Here is a 21,710-nt window from a genome sequence, read left to right on the forward strand (position 1 = left end):
TCCGGTAGGAGTTATTATTATGTACCTCCCATTTTTTCCAGCAAGTTCATCCTTGCCTTATCAGCAATCACTTTCGCCTCCTGATAGCACCCATCTATTTCTTCATAGGTGTATGCATTCCGAGCCTCAACGATGCTTTCGGTTGCAACCTCTTCGAACATATCGAAGACGATTTGTTCATTATTATTTTGCTTCATATCTAACACTGTTAAGAATTAGTATTTCCTATTTTAAATATCATCAAATGCTGACATTTACACCGACATTCAACATTCACGAATCTACTATCGAATTGACTCTCTTCTCCCTTCCCAATGTCTCGGGAAACACATAGTGGCCATTACCTATTTCACGGGGATTAGGCTCTATATGCTCGGCATACCATGCCCGTTTATACTCGGTGGTGATGATGCCGTAATCTCTGGCGGTAATGATGGATGCGGCGAGAGATGCGCCATACAGTTCCTTGATGTCGATCATCTCCTCCAGCGTTATCTTCTCACGCTTCTTGGAACCCAACTCTTCGATAAGCGCCAATTTAGGAAGAAGGAAGAAACTGGCAAAGAGATCACAACGCTTCTCCAGCCTCAGCGGACTATCTTCCGGGAAGAGGAGAAGCAGATGAGCCAGTTCATGAACTGCCGTGAAACGAAGTTTCTCTACACTGCTCTTTTCCGGATTGAAATCGAGAATCATCAGCGGATGCTTCTTATCTGCCCAGGTGCTCATTCCGAAGACATACTCTGGAAGATTAGCAGCAAGTATCATGATACCTTTTCTTTCCAAGAGTCTCAGGATACTGGCGATGGGACCATCACCACAATGCCACTTCTCACGAAGAAGGTCGGCAGCATGGATGGCATCTTCAAGGGTTGATACCTTGGTGCCTTTTACCGGATTCTTGAACCGGGTAGGAAAGCCTGCTTCTTTCTCCTTCGTAAGATACTGCTCTGCCCAAAACGAGAGTTTCGCTTCAAGGGCTTGCAACTCGTCTTCGGGCAACTTGCCATTGGAGGTGGTGCGGAGCATAGGCATATCTATCTTGAGATTGGTTCCTTCGAAATATTCCTCGCTGATATTGAGGGCTTTGGCTATGGCTTGCAGGGCATCACGCTTAGGGCGCATGATGCCTTTCTCATATCGGGAGATGCTCTGCTTGGTGATGGCTCCGTTGGTTCGCTCTACGAGTTTATCCATGCTGAGCCCCATCATCTGTCGCGCTTCCCGCAATCTTATAGAAAATGATTCATTAATCATAATTGTCTACTCTTTAATTTGTTGACAAATATAAGAAAAAGAATTGATTTTGTAACTAAGCGTTTATAAGATTTAACATAAAAAAGCAGGCAAATGATAAAATAACAAGAAGAATTTAGGCAAAATCAGGTTTACACATTATTATAATAGAAAACACCTTGACCATACAAAACATACAGTCAAGGTGTTATACATATATTCATTCTCTATCTTAGTTGCTATAAGCACTTTCACCATGCTCATAGATGTCGAGACCTTCCTCCTCTACTCGCTTGTCAACACGTACACCTACACTCTTATCTACTACCTTGAAGATAATGTAGGTAACTACAACGCTGTAGATGATGCTTACCACGGTGGCTACAACCTGAATCCAAAGCTGATGCCAGTCGCCATAGAGGGCACCCTGTACACCTTCGGCTCCTGTTACATACTGAGTGGCGAAGACACCAGTGAGGATAGATCCCAGAATACCACCCATACCATGAACACCAAAGGCATCGAGGGCATCATCATACTTGAACTTCTCCTTTACTACCGCTACCATGAAGAAGCAGACGATGGTGGAAATGATACCGATGCAGAAAGCTCCGAAAATATCGGTACTGCCGGCTGCTGGAGTGATGGCTACCAGTCCGGCAACAGCACCGGTACAAGCACCTACCGTAGTTGGCTTCTTGTTCACAATCCAGTCGATGAGCATCCAGGTAGTGGCTGCCGCTGCTGTTGCGATATGAGTTACGAGGAAGGCGTTGGCTGCCAGACCATCAGCTGCCAATCCGCTACCGGCATTGAAACCGAACCATCCCAACCAGAGGAATGACATACCCATGAACACGAAGGTGATGTTGTGAGGTGTGATAGGATGACCTGCACGGTAATCATCTCGCTTGCCTACACAGAGTGCCATGACCAGAGCAGCTACACCGGCATTGATATGAACCACGGTACCACCCGCAAAGTCGATGGCTCCCATCTCCTGCAGGAAACCGCCACCCCATACCCAGTGGGCCATTGGAAGATAAGCGATGATAACCCAGAGGATGGTGAAAAGTACATATCCGCTGAACTTAACACGCTCGGCAAAGGCACCGAGAATCAAGGCTGGAGTAATGAGGGCGAACATGCACTGGAACATTGCAAAGGTGAGCTCCGGAATGCCTGTTGGCATGATGGCATCCAAGCCGATGCCGTGAAGGAAACATTTATCGAAACCACCGATGACGCAAGCCAGAGGATTGCCCGAATCGGCATATTCTGTAGAGAATGCCCAGGAATAACCGAAGGCTACCCATATCAGACTGACTACTGCCACGATGAAAACCGTCTGCATCAAGATGCTGAGAATATTCTTCTGGCGCACCAAACCACCATAAAAAAGTGCTATACCCGGGATTGACATCAAAAGCACCAAGATGGTTGCCATGATCATCCACGCTGTGTTACCCGTATCAAGTGTAGTTAATAATAAACTGCTCATACTTATATCTTATAGTTAAATTAGAATACTAAATAATATTTATTAAAGATAAGTAAGAATGCCTAATTCAACATTCAACACTTAACATTCAACATTTTAAATTATTCCTCTTTCTCAGCGTTATACAATGCGATGTCGCCACGTTCGCCGGTTCTGATTCTTACCGTATCGAGTACAGGAATCACGAAGATTCTGCCGTCTCCGACTTCACCGGTCTGTGCAGCGCCCTGGATGGCGGCGATGGTAGGTTCCACGTTCTTGTCACGAACCACAATATTCAGAAGCACACGCTCGATGCTGCTGGTATCATACATCACACCACGGTAAATGCGAGCCTGGCGCATTTTGCCCTCACCTCTTACATTATAATAAGAGAACCACTCGATGTCTGCTGCTAAAAGCGCCTTCTTGACATCCTCGAATCTTGACTTGCGGATAATTGCCTCAATCTTCTTCATAATCCTTTAATAATTAATAATGTGTTAATACTTCTATTGATTGTCTCTTTTCGAAAACGAACCTTCATTGGTTGCTATTCAAATTAAACCTTTCTTTTACATTATGTTCGTTTTCGGCTGCAAAATTAATACATTTTGTCAGTATTTTAAAGAAAACAAAAACATTTCGCTTTTACTTTTTATCGAACATTTTAAATTTATCGAGGCTTATCCTATTCTCCTTACAATTTGTAAGGCAGAAAGCAATTTTATGATACAAATTGTAAGATAGCGAAAAATAATCAAGATTTCTGCATTTATTTTCTTGCATATTTCAACAAATCGTCGTACCTTTGCAACCGAAATCAAACAAATAGTCATCGAAATATTCGAAAGACTAGCAAAAAGTCAAATCTCAAAAGAGATAAGACATGAGAGATAAAAGAAGAGTATTCAAACATAAAGAACAACGCAGATGAAAGAAACAGTTCATTTTACAAAGATGCAGGGAGCGGGTAACGATTATATATATGTAGATACCCAACAATACGACATCCCTGACCCAGAGAAGGCGGCCATTGCCTGGAGTGCTTATCACACGGGCATAGGAAGCGACGGACTGGTTCTCATCGGAAAGCCGCACGACGGCAGAAGAGCAGATTATTCGATGCGTATCTTCAACGCCGATGGTTCAGAAGCGATGATGTGCGGCAATGCAAGCCGATGCATCGGTAAGTATCTTTACGAAAAAGGATTGACCCGAAAGGACACCATCCGACTGGAAACACTTTCGGGTATCAAGATATTGAAACTTCATCTTCAGGATAATAAAGAAGTTGTGGAATCGGTAACAGTAGACATGCTGGAACCCAAACTTGAAAATCCCGAGCAATTCATAGGCCCTTCGGTGCTCGAAGCTGACGGCAGAAAATTTGAAGGCACCTATGTTTGTATGGGTAATCCGCATTTCGTTACCTTCGTGGATGACATCGACACCATCGACATCGCCCACTATGGTAAAATCCTGGAAAGAGACAAGGCATTTCCCCAGAGATGCAACATAGAATTTGCACAAGTAACTGACACAGACGCCATAAGGACACGAGTTTGGGAAAGGGGAAGCGGAATAACAATGGCTTGCGGAACAGGAGCCTGTGCCACAGCCGTAGCCGCAGCCCTTACCAAGCGTACTGGCAGAAAAAGCAGTATCGTGATGGATGGCGGTACGCTGGAAATAGAATATAGCGAGGCTGATGATCATGTTTACATGACAGGGCCTGCAGCCTTCTCATTCGAAGGAGAAATCCAGTTGGAGTGTTAATATAGGGAGTGTTGAATGTGGAATGTTGAATGTTGAATTTAGCTGCACCCACCAAGTCAACATTCAACATTCAACACTCAACATTTTAAAAAGAGAACGCAAACTTAAATAACAAATGGTCGATAATGACCGTAAATAAAAGGAGAAACAAAATATGGCATTAGTTAATGAACATTTCCTGAAGTTGGCCAACAACTACTTGTTTGCCGACATCGCAAAGAAGGTGAACGCCTACAAGATTGCACATCCCAAGCAGCGTGTAATCAGTCTGGGCATCGGTGATGTAACCCAGCCTCTCTGCCCTGCCGTCATCAAGGCGATGCACAAGGCTGTAGACGAGATGGCTGAGCAGGCTTCTTTCAGAGGCTACGGTCCGGAGCGAGGCTACGACTTCCTCCGCGAGGCTATCATCAAGAACGACTTCCTGCCACGTGGCATTCATCTCGACGCCAACGAGGTATTCGTAAACGATGGAGCCAAGAGCGATACGGGAAATATCCAGGAGATTTTGAGATGGGATAACAACATCGGCGTTACCGACCCGATTTATCCGGTTTATATAGACTCTAACGTGATGATAGGTAGAGCGGGAATTTTCGAGAACGGCAAGTGGAGCAATGTAACCTACATGCCTTGCGATGAGAGCGATGACTTCATCCCTCAGATTCCAGACCACCGTGTGGACATGATTTATCTCTGTTATCCAAACAACCCTACGGGTACGGTCATCTCGAAAGAAGAACTCAGAAAATGGGTAAACTATGCTATCAAGAACGAGAGCATCATCCTCTATGATGCAGCCTACGAGGCATATATCACCGACCCATCAATTCCTCATTCTATCTACGAGATTCGTGGAGCCAGAAAGGTAGCGATAGAATTCCACAGTTATTCAAAGACTGCCGGATTCACCGGTGTGCGTTGTGGTTACACTATCGTTCCTAAGGAGTTGAAGGCAAAGACATTGGCAGGTGAGGAAGTGGCATTGAATCCTATCTGGGACCGCCGCCAGTGCACCAAGTTTAATGGTACAAGCTATATCAGCCAGCGTGCTGCCGAAGCCATCTACACCCCAGAGGGTAAGGAACAGGTGAAGGCAACCATCAATTACTATATGGAGAATGCCCACTTCATGAGAGCAGAACTCCAGAAACTCGGCTTGAGAGTATATGGCGGTGAGAATGCACCTTATCTCTGGGTGAAGACGCCAAACAACACGCCAAGCTGGAAATTCTTCGAAGAGATGCTTTATGGTGCCAGCGTAGTCTGCACTCCAGGTGTCGGCTTCGGTCCATCGGGCGAAGGCTACATCCGACTCACCGCCTTCGGCGAGCATGAGGACTGCAAGGAAGCCATGGAGAGAATAGCCAAATGGCTGGGAAAATAAACGTTCCAACAGATTATAAAAACATTGAATATCAAAAATTTTAAAATATATAAGGTATGAGCAACTTAAGATTTGAAGCTGTTTCAGAGGCTTCCAAGAGAAAGCCTGTTGAGGTAACCGCTCCTAGCGAGCGACCAAGTGAATTCTTCGGAAAGAAGGTATTCAACCGACAGAAGATGTACAAGTATCTCCCTGCAGATGTCTATGAGAAACTGGTAGACGTCATCGACAACGGAGCACGTCTCGACCGTAACATCGCCAACGCCGTAGCCAAAGGCATCAAGCAGTGGGCTGACGAGAATGGCGTAACCCACTACACCCACTGGTTCCAGCCACTGACAGAAGGTACTGCCGAGAAGCACGATGCCTTCATCGAGCATGATGGCAAGGGTGGTATGATCGAGGAATTTTCAGGCAAGTTGCTCGTTCAGCAGGAGCCTGATGCATCATCTTTCCCATCTGGCGGTATCCGCTCAACCTTCGAGGCTCGCGGTTATTCTGCATGGGATCCAACATCTCCTGTATTTATCATCGACGATACACTCTGTATCCCTACCGTCTTCATCTCTTACACAGGTGAGGCACTCGACTATAAAGCTCCATTGCTCCGTTCATTGCACGCTGTAAACGTAGCAGCAACAGAGGTTTGCCACTACTTCAACCCAGATGTCAAGAAAGTTATTTCCAATCTCGGTTGGGAGCAGGAGTACTTCCTGGTAGATGAAAGCTTGTATGCAGCACGTCCTGATTTGATGCTGACAGGTCGCACCCTGATGGGTCACGATTCTGCCAAGAACCAGCAGATGGACGACCACTACTTCGGCGCCATCCCAGAGCGTGTTCAGGCATTCATGAAGGATTTGGAAATCCAGGCTCTTGAACTCGGTATTCCTTGCAAGACCCGTCACAACGAGGTAGCACCAAACCAGTTTGAGTTGGCACCTATCTTCGAGGAGACCAACCTTGCCGTTGACCACAATATGCTCTTGATGAGCTTGATGAAGAAGGTAGCTCGCCATCACGGTTTCCGCGTACTTCTCCATGAGAAGCCATTCGCAGGCATCAACGGTTCAGGTAAGCACAACAACTGGAGTCTCGCTACAGATACAGGCATTCTGCTTCATGGTCCTGGCAAGACACCAGAGGATAACCTCCGTTTCGTAGTCTTCATCACAGAGACTTTGATGGGTGTATACAAGCACAACGGTTTGCTCAAGGCATCTATCATGAGCGCAACCAATGCGCATCGTCTGGGCGCCAACGAGGCACCTCCAGCAATCATCTCTTCATTCCTCGGCAAGCAGTTGACCGACCTTCTCGAGCACATTGAGAAAGCCGACAAGAAGGATCTCTTCACCGTAGCTGGCAAGCAGGGCATGAAGTTGGATATCCCTGAGATTCCAGAGTTGATGATTGATAACACCGACCGTAACCGTACATCACCATTCGCCTTCACCGGTAACCGTTTCGAGTTCCGTGCCGTAGGTTCTGAGGCTAACTGTGCATCAGCAATGATTGTATTGAACACAGCCGTAGCCGAGGCTTTGACCGACTTCAAGAAGCGTGTGGATGAGTTGATTGCCAAGGGTGAGGATAAGACATCTGCCATCATCGATATCGTTCGTCAGGATTTGAAGACCTGCAAGCCAATCCGTTTCGACGGCAATGGTTACTCAGATGAGTGGGTAGAGGAAGCTGCTAAGCGTGGTCTGGACTGCGAGAAGAGCTGTCCTAAGATTTTCGAGCGTTATCTCGACCCTGCATCTATCAAGATGTTCGAGGATATGGGCGTCATGAAGAAGAACGAGTTGGAAGCTCGTAACGAGGTGAAATGGGAGACCTACACCAAGAAGATTCAGATTGAGGCTCGTGTAATGGGCGATTTGAGCATGAACCACATCATCCCTGTGGCTACTCACTATCAGAGCCAGTTGGCTAAGAATGTGGAGAACATGATTGATATCTTCGGCGACGAGGAAGGTAAGAAGTTGACAGCCCGCAACATCAATATCATCAAGAAGATTGCCGAGCGCACTCAGATTATCGAGACCGGTGTTGAGGAGTTGGTTAATGCCCGCAAGGTAGCCAACAAGATTGAGAATGAGCACGATAAGGCGATAGCTTATCATGACACGGTAGCTCCAAAGATGGAGGAAATCCGTTATCAGATTGATAAGTTGGAGTTGACAGTAGCCGATGAGCTCTGGACCTTGCCTAAGTATCGTGAACTCCTGTTCATCCGCTAATCAGCAATGTCTTCAAAATAGATAAGACATATTTCTGACAGATAAAAAAACAAAGCTCTAACAAGAGCTACTCTTCATCAGATATAACAATTGAACGATCAATCTATTTCTTTTATTGGTTGTTTAAGTTTGCGCGGAGTGTGGTTGTGAAATCACGCTCCGCTTTTTTATATTTCTGTATTTCAAGTAGTTATTATTGTTTTAGAAGCTTTAAAAATGCATTTTAACAATTACATTTACTGGTGCGCGTAACTATTCATCCCTATAGAAAACATCTCGTGCCCATAGGGGTGTCGCTTTTTTCGTAAAGCCCACCGCTTTTTATTCTTTTGATTTGTCACAATCATTCATTACAATTTTAAAATTACAAACATCATTTCAAATATTTTCTATCATCCCCATCATCCTCCAATACACGCATTTGCTGGATTGCTATTTGATTAAGCTTAACCAAACGTTCACCTTGTGGCATTCCTTGATCAATAAATACCGCATTGAGATTCTCCATATTGGAAAGACAAATCAACTCATTGACAGTTGCGTAATCACGTATATTACCATTCTTTTCGGGGTTCAGATCTCGCCACTGCTTCGCAGTCATACCAAACATTGCCACATTCAGAACATCAGCCTCATTTGCATAAATCAGAGAAGCTTGCGCAGGCGTAATTTCAGTAGGAATCAAGTTATGCTTTATCGCATCAGTATGAATGCGATAGTTGATTTTAGAAAGTTCACGCTTAGCAGACCAACCCAATTGAGCTTGTTCCTCTGCTTTTAAGCGTTGGAACTCCTTGACCATATAGATTTTAAACTCAGGACTTATCCACATCGCAAACTCAAATGCAATATCTTTATGAGCATAAGTTCCACCATATCGACCAGCTTTAGATTGAAGAGATATTGCATTAGTACGCTGTACAAAATCCTTAACACTTATTTTAAAGCGATTCAATCCCGCTTGATTTCTAATTATGGCGAATTCGCCATAATTAAAATTCGGATTGTATATCTTCTCCCAAATTCCAATATATTCCAATGTATTTCTATTACGTAACCAATCTGTTACAAAAAACTCACCATCTTTTGCTTTCATCATATCTGTTAGACAGATATAGTCCTCACCATTTAGGTTCAAAACAGAAACTTCTGTTGTATTTACAATAATTTTTGCCATATTTTGTCAATATTTGGTTTGTGCTTGCAAAATTAATAAAAAAGCTCAAACTTACAACACTTTTGCAACAAATTTACAACAGAAAGCAGCAAAATAAACCAAGTTCACCATTCTCATCCACGTATGGAAAAGGAATATGATGTGGTCGATAGCAGCAGGCGCCCTCTGCTATATGCTGCTCATCAGAATCTGACTACACACATTTCTCCATCAACACAAAGGTGATGAAGCCCAGGAGAAGAGCGTAGGTGGCTTGCTTCTGAAAGCCATGGGCATGGGTTTCGGGAATCATCTCATCGCTCGTTACATAGAGCATGGCGCCACCGGCAAAGCCCAGCATCACGGGGAGGAAGGTGGAAGAGGCTGAACCCAAACCGAAACCCAACAGAATACCTATCACTTCGAGCAGGGCGATGAAGATGGATATAAAAAAGGTGCGGACTGCTGTAACACCAGCCATCATCAAAGGAGCGATAATGACCATTCCCTCAGGGATGTTCTGCAGGGCGATACCGAAAGAAACGCCCCACTCCGTTGCTCCCTCTGCCGAACAGACACTCACTCCAGCCGCCATGCCTTCGGGCAGTTTATGTAGGGCTATCGCCATCACAAAGAGCATCACATGACTGAGTCGGGCATTGTTGCGATGCTCCTCGGGGTCTAGTCCCGTGATGTGATGAAGATGGGGAGTTACCAGATCTAGCACATTCAGGAACAGGGCTCCTGCCATCACGCCGATTACTACCAGCCACCAAAGACTGGTCTGTTCGAAGGCTGGCACTATCAGTCCCAACGTGGAAGCTGCCAGCATGATTCCGGCACAATATCCCAATACGGCGTCGTTCCATTTGTGAGGCAACTCCTTGACGAAGAATCCCAGAATGGCACCTATAATCGTGGCACCGCAAAGTCCGGCTGCACTAATCAATACGTTTGTCATAATCAATATATCCAGTTAAACACATGAAGATGCAGATATATCATAGAAGAAAAAAAGCATGGACAACCCTCACAGTCATCCATGCCCATCTATTTCGTATCTGATCTATTCAGTTATTACTAATTATGTTTTGTTATGGTGAAATTGGTGTTTTCCAATTTCATATCATCGCTTCTATTTCAACTTCGTATAACCATAAGCTGCGTTATTGCCCAACTGCTCTTCGATGCGGATAAGCTGGTTGTACTTAGCCATACGGTCGGTACGACTCATAGAACCCGTCTTAATCTGACCAGAGTTTGTTGCTACGGCAATATCAGCAATTGTTGTATCCTCGGTTTCACCAGAACGATGGGAAGTAACGGTGGTGTAACCATGACGGTGAGCCATCTCGATTGCATCCAGTGTCTCGGTAAGAGAACCAATCTGGTTCACCTTGATGAGGATAGAGTTGGCAGCACCCATCTTGATGCCCTTCTCCAGGAACTTCACGTTGGTAACAAAGAGGTCGTCACCTACCAACTGGCAACGATCGCCGATGGCAGCGGTCAACTTTACCCAGTTGTCCCAATCGTTCTCGTCAAGACCATCCTCGATAGAATCGATAGGATATTTGGTAATCAGTTCTTCCAGGAACTTGATCTGCTCAGCAGCAGTCAGTTTTTTACCATTAGGATCCTTCTTCTTGCCATCCTTCAACTGGCGATAATCGTAGAACCACTCACCATTTTCCTGAACGGCAAACTCGCTGGCAGCACAGTCCATGGCAATCTTCACATCCTTTCCTGGCTCATAACCGGCATTCTTGATAGCCTGGCAGATACTGTCGAGCGCATCTTCGATACCATCGAGTGCAGGAGCGAAACCGCCCTCATCACCTACGGCAGTAGAAAGACCACGGCTCTTCAAGAGCTTAGCCAAGGCATGGAACACCTCAGCACCCATACGGATAGCCTCCTTCTCGGAAGGAGCACCCACAGGACGGATCATAAATTCCTGGAAGGCGATAGGCGCATCAGAGTGAGCACCACCATTGATGATGTTCATCATAGGAACAGGAAGGGTGTAAGTATTGCAACCGCCGATATAGCGATACAATGGGATGTGGAGATACTCAGCAGCAGCATGAGCCACAGCCAAAGAAACACCGAGGATGGCGTTGGCACCCAGATTTGACTTGGTCTTGGTACCGTCGAGTTCCAACATCTTATAATCGATGGCACGCTGCTCCAAGGCAGAAAAACCTACCAAAGCAGGCGCAATTACCTGATTCACATTCTCCACAGCCTTCAAGACGCCCTTGCCGCCATAGCGGTTCTTGTCGCCATCACGAAGTTCCAAAGCCTCGTTCTCGCCAGTGGATGCACCAGAAGGAACCGATGCACGACCTACGACACCTGACTTCAAAGAAACTTCAACCTCTACTGTAGGATTGCCACGAGAATCTAATATTTCTCTTGCATGAACATTTTCAATAATCATAATTCTATAATACTTTTAATTACATTAAACATTTTTTCCGAGTGCAAATTTAGGTATTATCTGACAAATCTCCAAATTTCGGGCATCATCAAAAGTAGGTATCGCCCGAAAATACCTACATATAGGTAAGGAGAGGCATGGAAATTTGAGATGCTACCAAATTGTCATTTTATTTTAATTTTATCAATCAGTCCTTCGAAATCCTCCTTTTGCATAGCACCCATCTGCACAGATGGTTTGCCTTTCACGGGGATGAAGAGGAAGGTAGGGATGCTGCTGATACCGAAAACAGAAGCAAGTTCGGACTCCTGGTCGATATCCACCTTATAGAAATCTATCTTGCCGGCATATTTCTCAGCGAGAGATTCCACTACGGGAGCCATCATCTTACAAGGACCACACCAGGTGGTGTAGAAATCGATGACGGCAGGACGGGAACCGGCGAATACCCATTCATCCGGATGAGCATCGTAATCCATAATCTTTTTTCTGAAATCAGATGTGGTGAGATATTGCACCTTGGCAGTTTCAGTTTTCTCAGACTTCCCTACAGTCGTTTGAGGAGAAACAGCAGGTGCTTTCCTGTTCTGTGTACAAGAAACAAGAAATGGTAGAAATAAAATAGCTGCTAATATAATTTTCTTCATAGTTTTTCGTTGTTTTAATTTGAGAGGGTATGCCATTAGGCTATAACCCACCCTCTTATTACAATTAATCACTATTCACTAATCACTACTCCTAATCCTTCAAAGAATAAGTAACGGTAGTAACAACCCTTACCTTTTTAATATATGGGGTATTGGAATCGCGGTCTTCGATAGAGAACTGGCCCTGGTCAGCATTCATGATTTTATCAATCTTGCTCTTGCTGTTCTCAGCAAACTGGGTAGCAGTCTGCTCAGCATTCTCTATCGCCTCCTGCATCATCTTAGGTTTCATCTGCCGGAAGGCAACATACTCATACTTCACCGGATTCTCGTAACCACCATCCACAATGGCAACCCCCTTCTGAAGCAGATTACCCTGACGGGCAATGATACTGCGAACCAGTTTCACATTCTTCGATGTAACCGTGATGATGGAAGTAATGTTATAACGATACCCCTGGCGGTTTTCGCCATATCGTTCAGCATTGAGGTCGATGACTACAGGCGCATTCACATTGATTTCATTAGCCTTAACACCATTCTCCACCAGAAAGTTTCTGATGGTTCTCGTGGTGGCATTGATTTTTTGATAGAGTTCAGGCAGGTCATTGCCTATTTCCTTGGAAACGATAGGCCACGTCACCTTATCAGCCTCCACCTCCTTTTCGGCAAGACCTTTCACTACAACCTTTCGGTCTTTACTAATCACACTTTCAAGTCCCGACTTGATACAAAATCCAAGCATGATGATGCCTATGGTTAAAATCACGGCTTGCTTAATACCAGAATTGATGTTCATAATTAGTCCTCCATTATTAAGTTGTTAAAATTGAGTTTCCATTCTATCTCAGATTGAGTTGCAATTTGAGTTTTCAAAGATACAATAAAAATATAGAAAAACGACACTTTATAATGATAAAATATGCTAAAACAGCCCATATCAACCCATAAGCACCATTTTTTCTGCCCAAAAGCTTGCATATATTACCAAAAAAAACTATCTTTGCCCAAAAACAATAAAATGGATTACAACATGATTGGGACCGCATGGTCGTTACTGCCTCCTATCGTCGCCATCGCTCTGGCGCTGAAGACAAAGGAGGTCTATTCTTCTCTTTTTATCGGTATCATACTGGGTGCCGTTCAATATTGCATTTCGATGGGAACAGGTTTCGACGGATTCCTCGTTCACCTGACAAATCACACTGTAGGTGAAGGCGATGATGCCAAGGCATACGGTTTGATACATTGCCTTTCCGACCCATGGAACGTGGGCATTCTGGTATTCCTGGTGGTATTAGGCAGCATCGTTTCATTGATGAACAAGGCGGGAGGTTCGGCAGCTTTCGGCCGTTGGGCTTCCAAGCACGTACACTCGAAGGTTGGCGTACAGATTGCTACCATCCTGCTCGGCATTCTGATATTCATCGATGATTACTTCAACTGCCTTACCGTGGGTTCGGTGATGCGTCCTATCGCTGTGCGCAATGGTGTTACCAAGGAGAAGCTGGCTTATCTCATCGATTCTACAGCCGCACCGGTCTGCATCATCTCCCCTATCTCGAGTTGGGCAGCTGCGGTATCGGGCTTCGTATCGGGAGGTGAGAACGGACTGGCACTTTTCTGCAAGGCGATACCTTTTAATTTCTACGCATTCTTTACCATTCTCTTTATGTTTGGTATTGTGATACTGGGCTTCGACTTCAAGGCGATGAGCAAGTATGATGCGAGACTGAAGGAATGGTACGAGCGAACCAATGGCGGGAAGCTCGATGAGGTGAGCGATACCAAACTGCAGATTGTTGAGCATGGTGTGGGAGCCAAACAGGAAGAGGATTCCAAGAACAAGGGAACCGTGAGCGACCTGGTGATACCAATCATCATGCTGATTATTTTCTGCATGGCGGGCATGGTATATTCGGGCGGATTCTTCGATGCTGATAATGCCAACTATCTCAACTTTGTAGATTCCTTTGCTGCGAGCAATGCCTCTGTAGGCTTGGTAATCGGTTCATTGGCTGCCCTGATTCTTACCATCATGATGTTTACCATTCGCAAGACCTTACCTTTCGATGAGGCGATGAGTAGTCTCATCAAGGGTTTTGAGGCGATGGTACCAGCCATTCTGATTCTTACTTTGGCATGGACGCTGAAGAGTATGACCGACTCGCTGGGTGCGGCAGAATATGTATCATCGGTTGTAGCGAGCAGTGCCTCAGAACTTCAGATGCTTCTTCCGGGCATCATCTTCCTGGTAGCAGGCTTCCTGGCATTTGCAACGGGTACCTCCTGGGGAACCTTTGGTATTCTGATTCCTATCTGCATCGCCGTATTCCCTGGTGCTGATCCTTTGCGCATCATCTCTATCTCGGCATGTATGGCTGGGGCGGTGTGTGGCGACCATATCTCTCCTATCAGCGATACCACCATCATGGCGAGTGCAGGAGCGGAATGCAAGCATGTACATCATGTATCATCACAGTTGCCTTACGCCCTGACTGTAGCCTGTGTGAGTTTCTTCACCTTCATTGTGGCGGGATTCACTCATACGCTGGGTATGGTAACGAGTGCCATCATCTCGTGGATATTCGGTGTTGCCATGCTTGGTTTTGCTTTATTTTATTTAAATAAGCGCCAAAAAGTTAAATAGTTCTTAATTTATTTGTATATTTGAAATATTTTCAATATCTTTGTAGAAGAAAAGCTGCACTCGGCAATTTGAAAGCAAGCTTTCATTGCGCTCGTTTGCATTTTCTTTGCATAAGAATTTAATAAAGAACATATTAATAACTTAATACAGAATACATTATGAAGGAATTAAAAGGAACAAAGACAGAGAAGAACCTCCAGGAGGCTTTCGCTGGTGAGTCACAGGCTCGTAACAAATATACCTATTTTGCAAGCAAGGCAAAGAAGGACGGTTTTGTACAGATAGCTAATATCTTTGAGGAGACAGCTGCTAACGAGAAGGAGCACGCTAAGTTGTGGTTCAAGTATCTGGAGGGCGGTGCTATCCAGGATACAGAGAAGAACCTGGAAGCTGCTGCCAATGGTGAGCATGATGAGTGGACCGATATGTATCCACGCATGGCAAAGGAGGCTCGCGAAGAAGGTTTCGAGGAGATTGCAGCTAAGTTTGAGATGGTTGCTGAAATCGAGAAGCATCATGAGGAACGTTATCGCAAGCTTTTGAAGAACGTACAGGATAAGCTCGTCTTCTCTCGTGACGGCGACTGCATCTGGCAGTGCTCTAACTGCGGACATATCGTAGTAGGCAAGAAGGCTCCTGAGGTTTGCCCAGTCTGCAACCACCCACAGAGCTACTTCCAGATTGAAGCACAGAATTACTAATTCTTGCTTGAGACGAAATATCTAACAGAACATATATAAATAAGAGAGGGTGTGTCATGGCCTTATGACACACCCTCTTTTTTATGATTTAGCTTGAACCATTTCCAACATGATTTCTATCAACCTTGGAACACCATACTGTTCTATCTCGTCCTCTTTCACCCAGATATAATCATCAGGGAGCAGGGGGCGGGTTTCTGTTTCCTGCAGATAGAAGTCGGCAAGGAGGATGCGATGGGTAAGTACATGCTTCACATCCTTAGCCAGGAGAAGAGGATTATGGACAAAGGCAGGCAGTTGCGGAGCATCTGATGCGTTATATGGTTCCCACAATCCTTGCCAGATATCACCCTCGCCGCGACGGTGGATAGCCACTTCGCCTTTACACCTTATATATATATAGGAGAGATGGCGCGTTTTCACCTTCAGTGTCTTGTTCTTCACCGGCAACTCCTCTACCCTTCCTGTTCTCAACGCCTCACAGGTTTCGGCAAGCGGACAGACAAGACACTTCGGAGATTGGGGAGTGCACTGGATAGCCCCGAAATCCATCATGCCCTGGTTATAGGCAGCAACAGGCGATAATGCTGTAGCAGAAAGTTGCTGAGCAGACGAAGCAGGCAAGAGTGATTGAGCCAACGCAGCAAACTTTTTTTTCCCCTGCGTTGAGTTGATAGGAGTATCTATTCCGAAGTAACGTGAAAGAACCCGGTACACATTGCCATCTACTACTGCCGCCGGAATATCAAAGGCAAAAGAACCGATGGCTGCTGCAGTATAATCGCCCACCCCTTTCAGGGCTTTGATACCTTCAAGCGTATCAGGGAAATGACCGAGCTCCACTATCTGTTTGGCAGCAGCATGAAGGTTGCGGGCTCGCGAGTAATACCCCAATCCCTGCCAGAGTTTCAAGACATCATCCTCGCTGGCAGCAGCCAAGTCTTCAACCTTGGGATAGGTCTTCATGAACCGCTCCCAATATTCCCATCCCTGTGCGATGCGGGTTTGCTGAAGGATGATTTCGCTCAGCCAGATGGCATAAGGATCCTTGGTTTCGCGCCAAGGCAAATCCCTACCATACTCACGAAACCAACGGATAATGACAGCCGAAAAACTATTCATAAAATTCAATGTTCAAATCTCAATGTTCAAAGTAATTACTGTTCCGGATATTGCTCGTAAATCTTCAGACCGAACTCATTCGCCAAGGCATAGGCATGCTCCATGATATCGGCGAGAATGTGCTCATAATTCACCCATACCTTATCCTTAATGAAGAAATAGAACTCGATAGGGAGACCGCATTGCGTGGCTTCCATGTGGCGCACCATCAATGTGAGATCGGTATTGACCTCCGGACGCTGGCGCAGATACTTCTCCATGAATTTACGGTAAAGCTGGAGATTGGTAGGGGCAAGGGCTGCAGGATTCTTTAAATCCTCAATATCCTTCCCTTCTTGTATATCTTTATCTATCGCCTTCTGCAACGACTCCTTCAACTTAAACGAATCTTCGGTGGCGAAATGCTTGGCAAGCAGATTACGTTTTAATGTCTCATCCACCAGACGGACACTACGGAAATCGAAGTAAACCACGCGCTTCACTCTTCGTCCACCACTCTTCTGCATACCAATCCAGTTCTGGAACGAACCGTTAACCAGGGTAGTAGGCGAAATAGTAACGATGGTGTTATCAAAGTTGCGCACCTTCACGGTCGTGAGTGACATATCCTCAACGATACCATTGGCATCCACCGACTTCACCGTAATCCAGTCGCCCTTATGCAACATATCATTGCTGGTAAGACGCACACCAGCCGCCAATCCCGTGATGGTATCCTTGAAGACCAGCATCAGGACAGCCGAGGTAGCACCCAAACCGGCAAAGAGGGTCATCGGGTTTTTGCCTAGCAGGATGGCAATCACCACCACAGCAGCCACGAAGAGCATCAATACCCTGAGAACACCGCAGAAAGTATGGAAATACTGCTGAGCCGACGAGCGTCGTTCCTGAGAATCCTCCAGTCCTTTGAAAGACCCGATGAAGACCAGAACCGTACGCACCGACATCACCACGATATAAATGCCCGTAGCCCGCTCCAATATCTCCTTGAATATCGGATACTCCAGATAAATCAGCGGCATGAGCGACCATATCACCACAGCCGGCACAATATGGCAAGCCGAGGTGAGCACCTTCTTGTTCAGCAGCACATCATCCCAAGTGATGTCCGTCTTATCAGTAATCTTACTGATGAGCGGAACCAGTATCTTGCGACACAGGAAATCGCTCAGCATCGCCAAGAGGATGGCAGTAATGGTGAGCAAAATATGGCGCAGCATGGGCACAAAATCACCGGTGACTCCTGCCCATGTTATCATTTCATCTACAAACTTACGAATTTCCTCCATAAAACTATTAACTATAAACTATCAACTAACGCTCACGGTTGGCAGAGCAAAGTACATACTTTGTCTGCAAAGTGTCTGGCATTATTGCCATGCATGATACCATTGTTGATGATGGCGAAACAGAGTTCATGACCATTGGCTGCGGTACAGTAACCAGCCAATGAGATGATGCCCGTCAGCGTACCCGTCTTTGCTTTCACATTGCCATGCACAAAACTGTTCTTCATACGCTTCTTCAACGTACCGTCAACCCCACCGATAGGCAGCGAATGCTTCAGATGGTCCATGATATTACCGTTGAGATAAGCATAACGCAACAACTTCACCTCCAGTTCGGCACTGAGATAATTATAGAGCGAAAGTCCCGAGCCGTCAGCCAGTTTATATCTTGCCGGATCGAGTCCTATCTTACGGATAAGCTGTCTTTCCACATTCCGGGCACTCTTGGCACTCGCCCATTTATTGCCCGTAGAAGCCGCAATCTGATAATACATGCTCTCGGCATAGAGATTATCACTCTCCTTCATCATCTTATGCAGAATCTGATCCATCGTATGGAATCGGGTACAGACCGTAAAGGCACTCGCAGGGCAAGTCTTCTCTGAAGCCCCAAAGCAGGAATATTCGATGCCTTCCTCACGGAGCTTGGCAAGAAACTTATCCATAAAGATGTCCTTGCGCTGGAACACCAGTGGCGAAAGCACCGGATTGTCATCATCCCAGCACCAGCCTTCACCCAACAGGTCGACATCCTTCAAAGAGCGGTCGGCATAGATGCTGCCACGGATGGTGTCAACACCCATATCCTTCAGACTATTGACAAATGCCGACATATCATCGCTGTTGAAACGGGGATCCATACCGCCTATACAATAGACATCCCCCGTCAATACTCCATTCTCAATGGTACCGGTATATTTCAGAGTGGTTTTAAACTGGTAAGAACCACCCAACTTATCGAGCGCCGTAATGGCAGTCAGGAGCTTCATCGTACTTGCCGGACGCATCAGCTGTCGTTCATTTCTCTGATAGATACAAGAGTCAGCAGACAGGTCCCAGACCATCAGTCCTACCTGTGATGTTTCGAACATCTTGCTTTCAAGGAGTTTATCAATACCCACCTTCACCGATTCTGGCCAAGGCAATTTCTGAGTCAGCGTATCCGCTGCCAGGGAGTCAACGAGTGTAGAGTCGGAAACATCCTCCTCATCAACCGTTTCTATTCCCTCATCTTCAATCACATTCTGGGCCTGCACCGGTACGGATATCCATACCATCATCAGACCCAACATCATATATATTATCTTTTTCATCACAATCAGTTCACCTGAACTTAAAAGAAATTATTTATTTTTGATTCTCTCCATAAATGCCTCTTCATTATCCGGCTGAACGGTCACAATATTCTTATGCCCGTATTCGATGACCACACAATGGTCTAATCCGAAGAAAGTCTTGGCGATGTGTACATCAATGACATCACATAGCGGCACATTTCTGTTGGAAGAGAACCTGCCCTCATTGATGATGAGATATTCCATCTCCTCATCGAGGTCTATCGGTTTTACCATCTTGAAGGTATAGGTTGTATTCAGTATGCGCTCTATCATGCCCACGATGATGATAGCCACAAAGATGCCGATGATAGCCAGTTTGACCCAGAAGAAGTAGAGTGCCAGGATTGCAAACACCGCCACACCGATACGTGCCGTCAGCGTAAAGCGCTTATGAAAAGTTCTATCTGCCATAACTTTGATTTATTACCTTATATTATTGTCGTTTTTACGACCTTTTGATAGTCTAAAAGACTATATAACCTTAAATTTCGCTGCAAAATTACAAAAAATCCCTCTCTTATTACTCATTTTAAAGATTAATTATTACTTTTGCAACGAATTAAGAATTAATTCTGAGAGAATGGGGCTGTTTTATAGATAAAAACACCCGTTCTTAAAATTGAAATTAGATAAGAATAAACTCAATGGTTTATAAGTATGATTTTCTGATTATCGGCTCAGGAGTTGCCGGTATGAGTTACGCCCTGAAAGTAGCCAGAGCGCATAAAGGTAAGGTGTGTATGATTTGCAAGACCTCGCTCGACGAGGCTAACACGTCATTTGCACAGGGTGGTGTTGCGTCAGTTACCAACTTGGAAGTGGATAACTTCGACAAGCACATTCAAGACACGATGATTGCTGGTGATTATATCAGCGATTATAAAGCAGTGAAGCAGGTTGTCACCATGGCACCGGAGCAGATCAAGGAGCTCGTGCAGTGGGGCGTCAACTTCGATAAGCAGCAGGACGGCAAGTTCGACCTACACCGTGAGGGCGGTCACAGCGAGTTCCGCATCCTTCATCATGCCGATGATACGGGTGCAGAAATCCAGCGCGGTCTGATGGAGGCTGTGCGCAACTGTCCGGATATCGATATCAAGGAAAATCATTTCGCAGTAGAGATTATCACACAGCACCACTTGGGTGCCCGTGTTACTCGCCGCACACCTTATATCAACTGTTACGGTGCATACGTATTGAATCCTGACACCCAGAAGGTGGATACCTATCTGAGCAAGGTTACCGTGATGTGTACCGGTGGATGTGGTGCCGTTTATCAGACTACCACCAACCCTGTGATTGCCACTGGCGATGGTGAGGCGATGGTATACCGTGCCAAGGGTACCGTGGCCGACATGGAGTTTGTCCAGTTCCACCCAACCGCTCTTTATCATCCGGGCGAGACTCATCCTGCCTTCCTCATCACCGAGGCTATGCGTGGATACGGTGGCATCTTGCGTCTGCCTAACGGCGAAAGTTTCATGGAGAAATATGATAAGCGTCTGAGTCTGGCACCTCGTGACATCGTGGCTCGTGCCATCGATAAGGAGATGAAGATTCACGGATTGGATCATGTCTGTCTCGATGTAACCCATAAGAATCCAGAGGAGACCAAGCGTCACTTCCCTAATATCTACGCCAAGTGTCTGAGCATCGGCATCGACATCACCAAGGAGTATATCCCTGTTCGTCCTGCCGCTCACTATATGTGTGGTGGTATCAAGGTAGATTTGAACGGCTGTTCAAGCATCAACCGTCTCTATGCCCTGGGCGAGTGTTCATGCACCGGTCTGCATGGCGGTAACCGTCTTGCCAGCAACTCGCTCATCGAGGCTGTGGTTTATGCCGAGACTGCTGCCAAGCACAGTATTGAACATGTAGATGAGTACGACTTCAATGAGAAGGTACCAGCATGGAACGATGAAGGTACTTTGACCAACGAAGAGAAGGTGCTGATTACACAGAGCGTGAAAGAGGTGGGCGAATGCATGAGCAACTATGTAGGCATCGTGCGCAGCGACCTCCGTCTGAAGCGAGCATGGGACCGTCTCGACCTTCTCTACGAAGAGACAGAAAATCTCTTCAAGCGTGTAAAAGTAAGCAAGGAACTCTGCGAGCTCCGCAACATGATTAACGTGGGTTATCTCATCACCCGCATGGCGATAGAACGCAAGGAGAGCCGTGGTCTCCACTATACCATCGACTACCCTGTTCACGCTTACGACAAGGAGTAATCA

The 21,710-nt window shown here is 45.8% G+C and carries 20 protein-coding genes; 7 read left to right on the top strand and 13 right to left on the bottom strand.

Annotated features, from left to right (window positions below; all coding sequences use genetic code 11):
* Positions 1-17: 17 nt before the first annotated feature.
* The 4 genes from ONT18_RS09690 to ONT18_RS09705 form a co-directional block, all read right to left on the bottom strand.
* Positions 18-197 carry a hypothetical protein gene (locus ONT18_RS09690; protein ID WP_264905230.1) on the bottom strand — a complete coding sequence of 60 codons (180 nt, stop codon included), beginning with the start codon at positions 195-197 and terminating at the stop codon, positions 18-20.
* A 76-nt stretch (positions 198-273) separates the two neighbouring features.
* Positions 274-1,257 carry a helix-turn-helix domain-containing protein gene (locus ONT18_RS09695; protein WP_264905232.1) on the bottom strand — a complete coding sequence of 328 codons (984 nt, stop codon included), beginning with the start codon at positions 1,255-1,257 and terminating at the stop codon, positions 274-276.
* Positions 1,258-1,468: 211 nt separating this feature from the next.
* On the bottom strand, positions 1,469-2,737 hold the full coding sequence (locus ONT18_RS09700; RefSeq protein ID WP_153084860.1) for an ammonium transporter: 1,269 nt from the start codon (positions 2,735-2,737) through the stop codon (positions 1,469-1,471).
* 101 nt (positions 2,738-2,838) lie between these two features.
* On the bottom strand, positions 2,839-3,195 hold the full coding sequence (locus ONT18_RS09705) for a P-II family nitrogen regulator (protein WP_006849503.1): 357 nt from the start codon (positions 3,193-3,195) through the stop codon (positions 2,839-2,841).
* 454 nt (positions 3,196-3,649) lie between these two features.
* Here ONT18_RS09705 and dapF point away from each other — a divergent pair, with 454 nt between their 5' ends.
* From dapF to ONT18_RS09720, 3 genes are all read left to right on the top strand, one after another.
* A complete protein-coding gene (gene dapF, locus ONT18_RS09710) occupies positions 3,650-4,495 on the top strand; it encodes a diaminopimelate epimerase (protein ID WP_264905235.1) in 846 nt (281 codons plus the stop codon).
* A gap of 154 nt (positions 4,496-4,649) precedes the next feature.
* Positions 4,650-5,882, top strand: coding sequence for an LL-diaminopimelate aminotransferase (locus ONT18_RS09715; RefSeq protein WP_022120371.1), 1,233 nt, complete (start codon positions 4,650-4,652; stop codon positions 5,880-5,882).
* A gap of 56 nt (positions 5,883-5,938) precedes the next feature.
* Positions 5,939-8,128, top strand: coding sequence for a glutamine synthetase III family protein (locus ONT18_RS09720; RefSeq protein WP_006849499.1), 2,190 nt, complete (start codon positions 5,939-5,941; stop codon positions 8,126-8,128).
* 373 nt (positions 8,129-8,501) lie between these two features.
* Here ONT18_RS09720 and ONT18_RS09725 read toward each other — a convergent pair whose 3' ends face one another.
* Entirely contained in the window at positions 8,502-9,305 is an 804-nt protein-coding gene (locus ONT18_RS09725; protein WP_264905238.1) for a KilA-N domain-containing protein, read from the bottom strand.
* A 115-nt stretch (positions 9,306-9,420) separates the two neighbouring features.
* Here ONT18_RS09725 and ONT18_RS17335 point away from each other — a divergent pair, with 115 nt between their 5' ends.
* Complete coding sequence (locus tag ONT18_RS17335) at positions 9,421-9,498, top strand: hypothetical protein (RefSeq protein WP_367379684.1); 78 nt, start codon at positions 9,421-9,423, stop codon at positions 9,496-9,498.
* On the opposite strand, the gene ONT18_RS09730 is transcribed toward ONT18_RS17335, so the two are convergent.
* The 4 genes from ONT18_RS09730 to ONT18_RS09745 form a co-directional block, all read right to left on the bottom strand.
* Positions 9,499-10,245 carry a ZIP family metal transporter gene (locus ONT18_RS09730; protein WP_254970685.1) on the bottom strand — a complete coding sequence of 249 codons (747 nt, stop codon included), beginning with the start codon at positions 10,243-10,245 and terminating at the stop codon, positions 9,499-9,501.
* Positions 10,246-10,419: 174 nt separating this feature from the next.
* Positions 10,420-11,727: a phosphopyruvate hydratase gene (gene eno / locus ONT18_RS09735; protein WP_264905240.1), complete on the bottom strand. Its 1,308-nt coding sequence runs from the start codon at positions 11,725-11,727 to the stop codon at positions 10,420-10,422.
* A gap of 164 nt (positions 11,728-11,891) precedes the next feature.
* Positions 11,892-12,374 carry a thioredoxin gene (trxA, locus tag ONT18_RS09740; protein WP_264905243.1) on the bottom strand — a complete coding sequence of 161 codons (483 nt, stop codon included), beginning with the start codon at positions 12,372-12,374 and terminating at the stop codon, positions 11,892-11,894.
* A 91-nt stretch (positions 12,375-12,465) separates the two neighbouring features.
* Entirely contained in the window at positions 12,466-13,173 is a 708-nt protein-coding gene (locus tag ONT18_RS09745) for an SIMPL domain-containing protein (protein WP_233401384.1), read from the bottom strand.
* A 222-nt stretch (positions 13,174-13,395) separates the two neighbouring features.
* On the opposite strand from ONT18_RS09745, the gene ONT18_RS09750 reads away from it, so the two are divergent.
* Complete coding sequence (locus ONT18_RS09750) at positions 13,396-15,024, top strand: Na+/H+ antiporter NhaC family protein (protein ID WP_264905245.1); 1,629 nt, start codon at positions 13,396-13,398, stop codon at positions 15,022-15,024.
* A 158-nt stretch (positions 15,025-15,182) separates the two neighbouring features.
* Positions 15,183-15,725 carry a rubrerythrin gene (rbr, locus tag ONT18_RS09755; protein WP_117728384.1) on the top strand — a complete coding sequence of 181 codons (543 nt, stop codon included), beginning with the start codon at positions 15,183-15,185 and terminating at the stop codon, positions 15,723-15,725.
* An 81-nt stretch (positions 15,726-15,806) separates the two neighbouring features.
* Here rbr and mutY read toward each other — a convergent pair whose 3' ends face one another.
* The 4 genes from mutY to ONT18_RS09775 are packed head-to-tail and all read right to left on the bottom strand — an operon-like array spanning position 15,807 to position 19,884.
* Positions 15,807-16,847, bottom strand: coding sequence for an A/G-specific adenine glycosylase (gene mutY / locus ONT18_RS09760; protein WP_264905248.1), 1,041 nt, complete (start codon positions 16,845-16,847; stop codon positions 15,807-15,809).
* A gap of 35 nt (positions 16,848-16,882) precedes the next feature.
* On the bottom strand, positions 16,883-18,136 hold the full coding sequence (locus ONT18_RS09765) for a mechanosensitive ion channel family protein (RefSeq protein WP_200756140.1): 1,254 nt from the start codon (positions 18,134-18,136) through the stop codon (positions 16,883-16,885).
* Between the two features lie 32 nt (positions 18,137-18,168).
* Positions 18,169-19,449, bottom strand: coding sequence for a D-alanyl-D-alanine carboxypeptidase/D-alanyl-D-alanine endopeptidase (gene dacB / locus ONT18_RS09770; protein ID WP_264905250.1), 1,281 nt, complete (start codon positions 19,447-19,449; stop codon positions 18,169-18,171).
* Positions 19,450-19,479: 30 nt separating this feature from the next.
* On the bottom strand, positions 19,480-19,884 hold the full coding sequence (locus ONT18_RS09775; protein WP_117693494.1) for a hypothetical protein: 405 nt from the start codon (positions 19,882-19,884) through the stop codon (positions 19,480-19,482).
* Positions 19,885-20,117: 233 nt separating this feature from the next.
* Here ONT18_RS09775 and nadB point away from each other — a divergent pair, with 233 nt between their 5' ends.
* On the top strand, positions 20,118-21,707 hold the full coding sequence (gene nadB / locus ONT18_RS09780) for an L-aspartate oxidase (RefSeq protein WP_118065827.1): 1,590 nt from the start codon (positions 20,118-20,120) through the stop codon (positions 21,705-21,707).
* Positions 21,708-21,710: the final 3 nt, after the last annotated feature.

The organism is Segatella copri (assembly GCF_026015295.1).
In the GTDB taxonomy this organism is placed as follows: domain Bacteria; phylum Bacteroidota; class Bacteroidia; order Bacteroidales; family Bacteroidaceae; genus Prevotella; species Prevotella copri_C.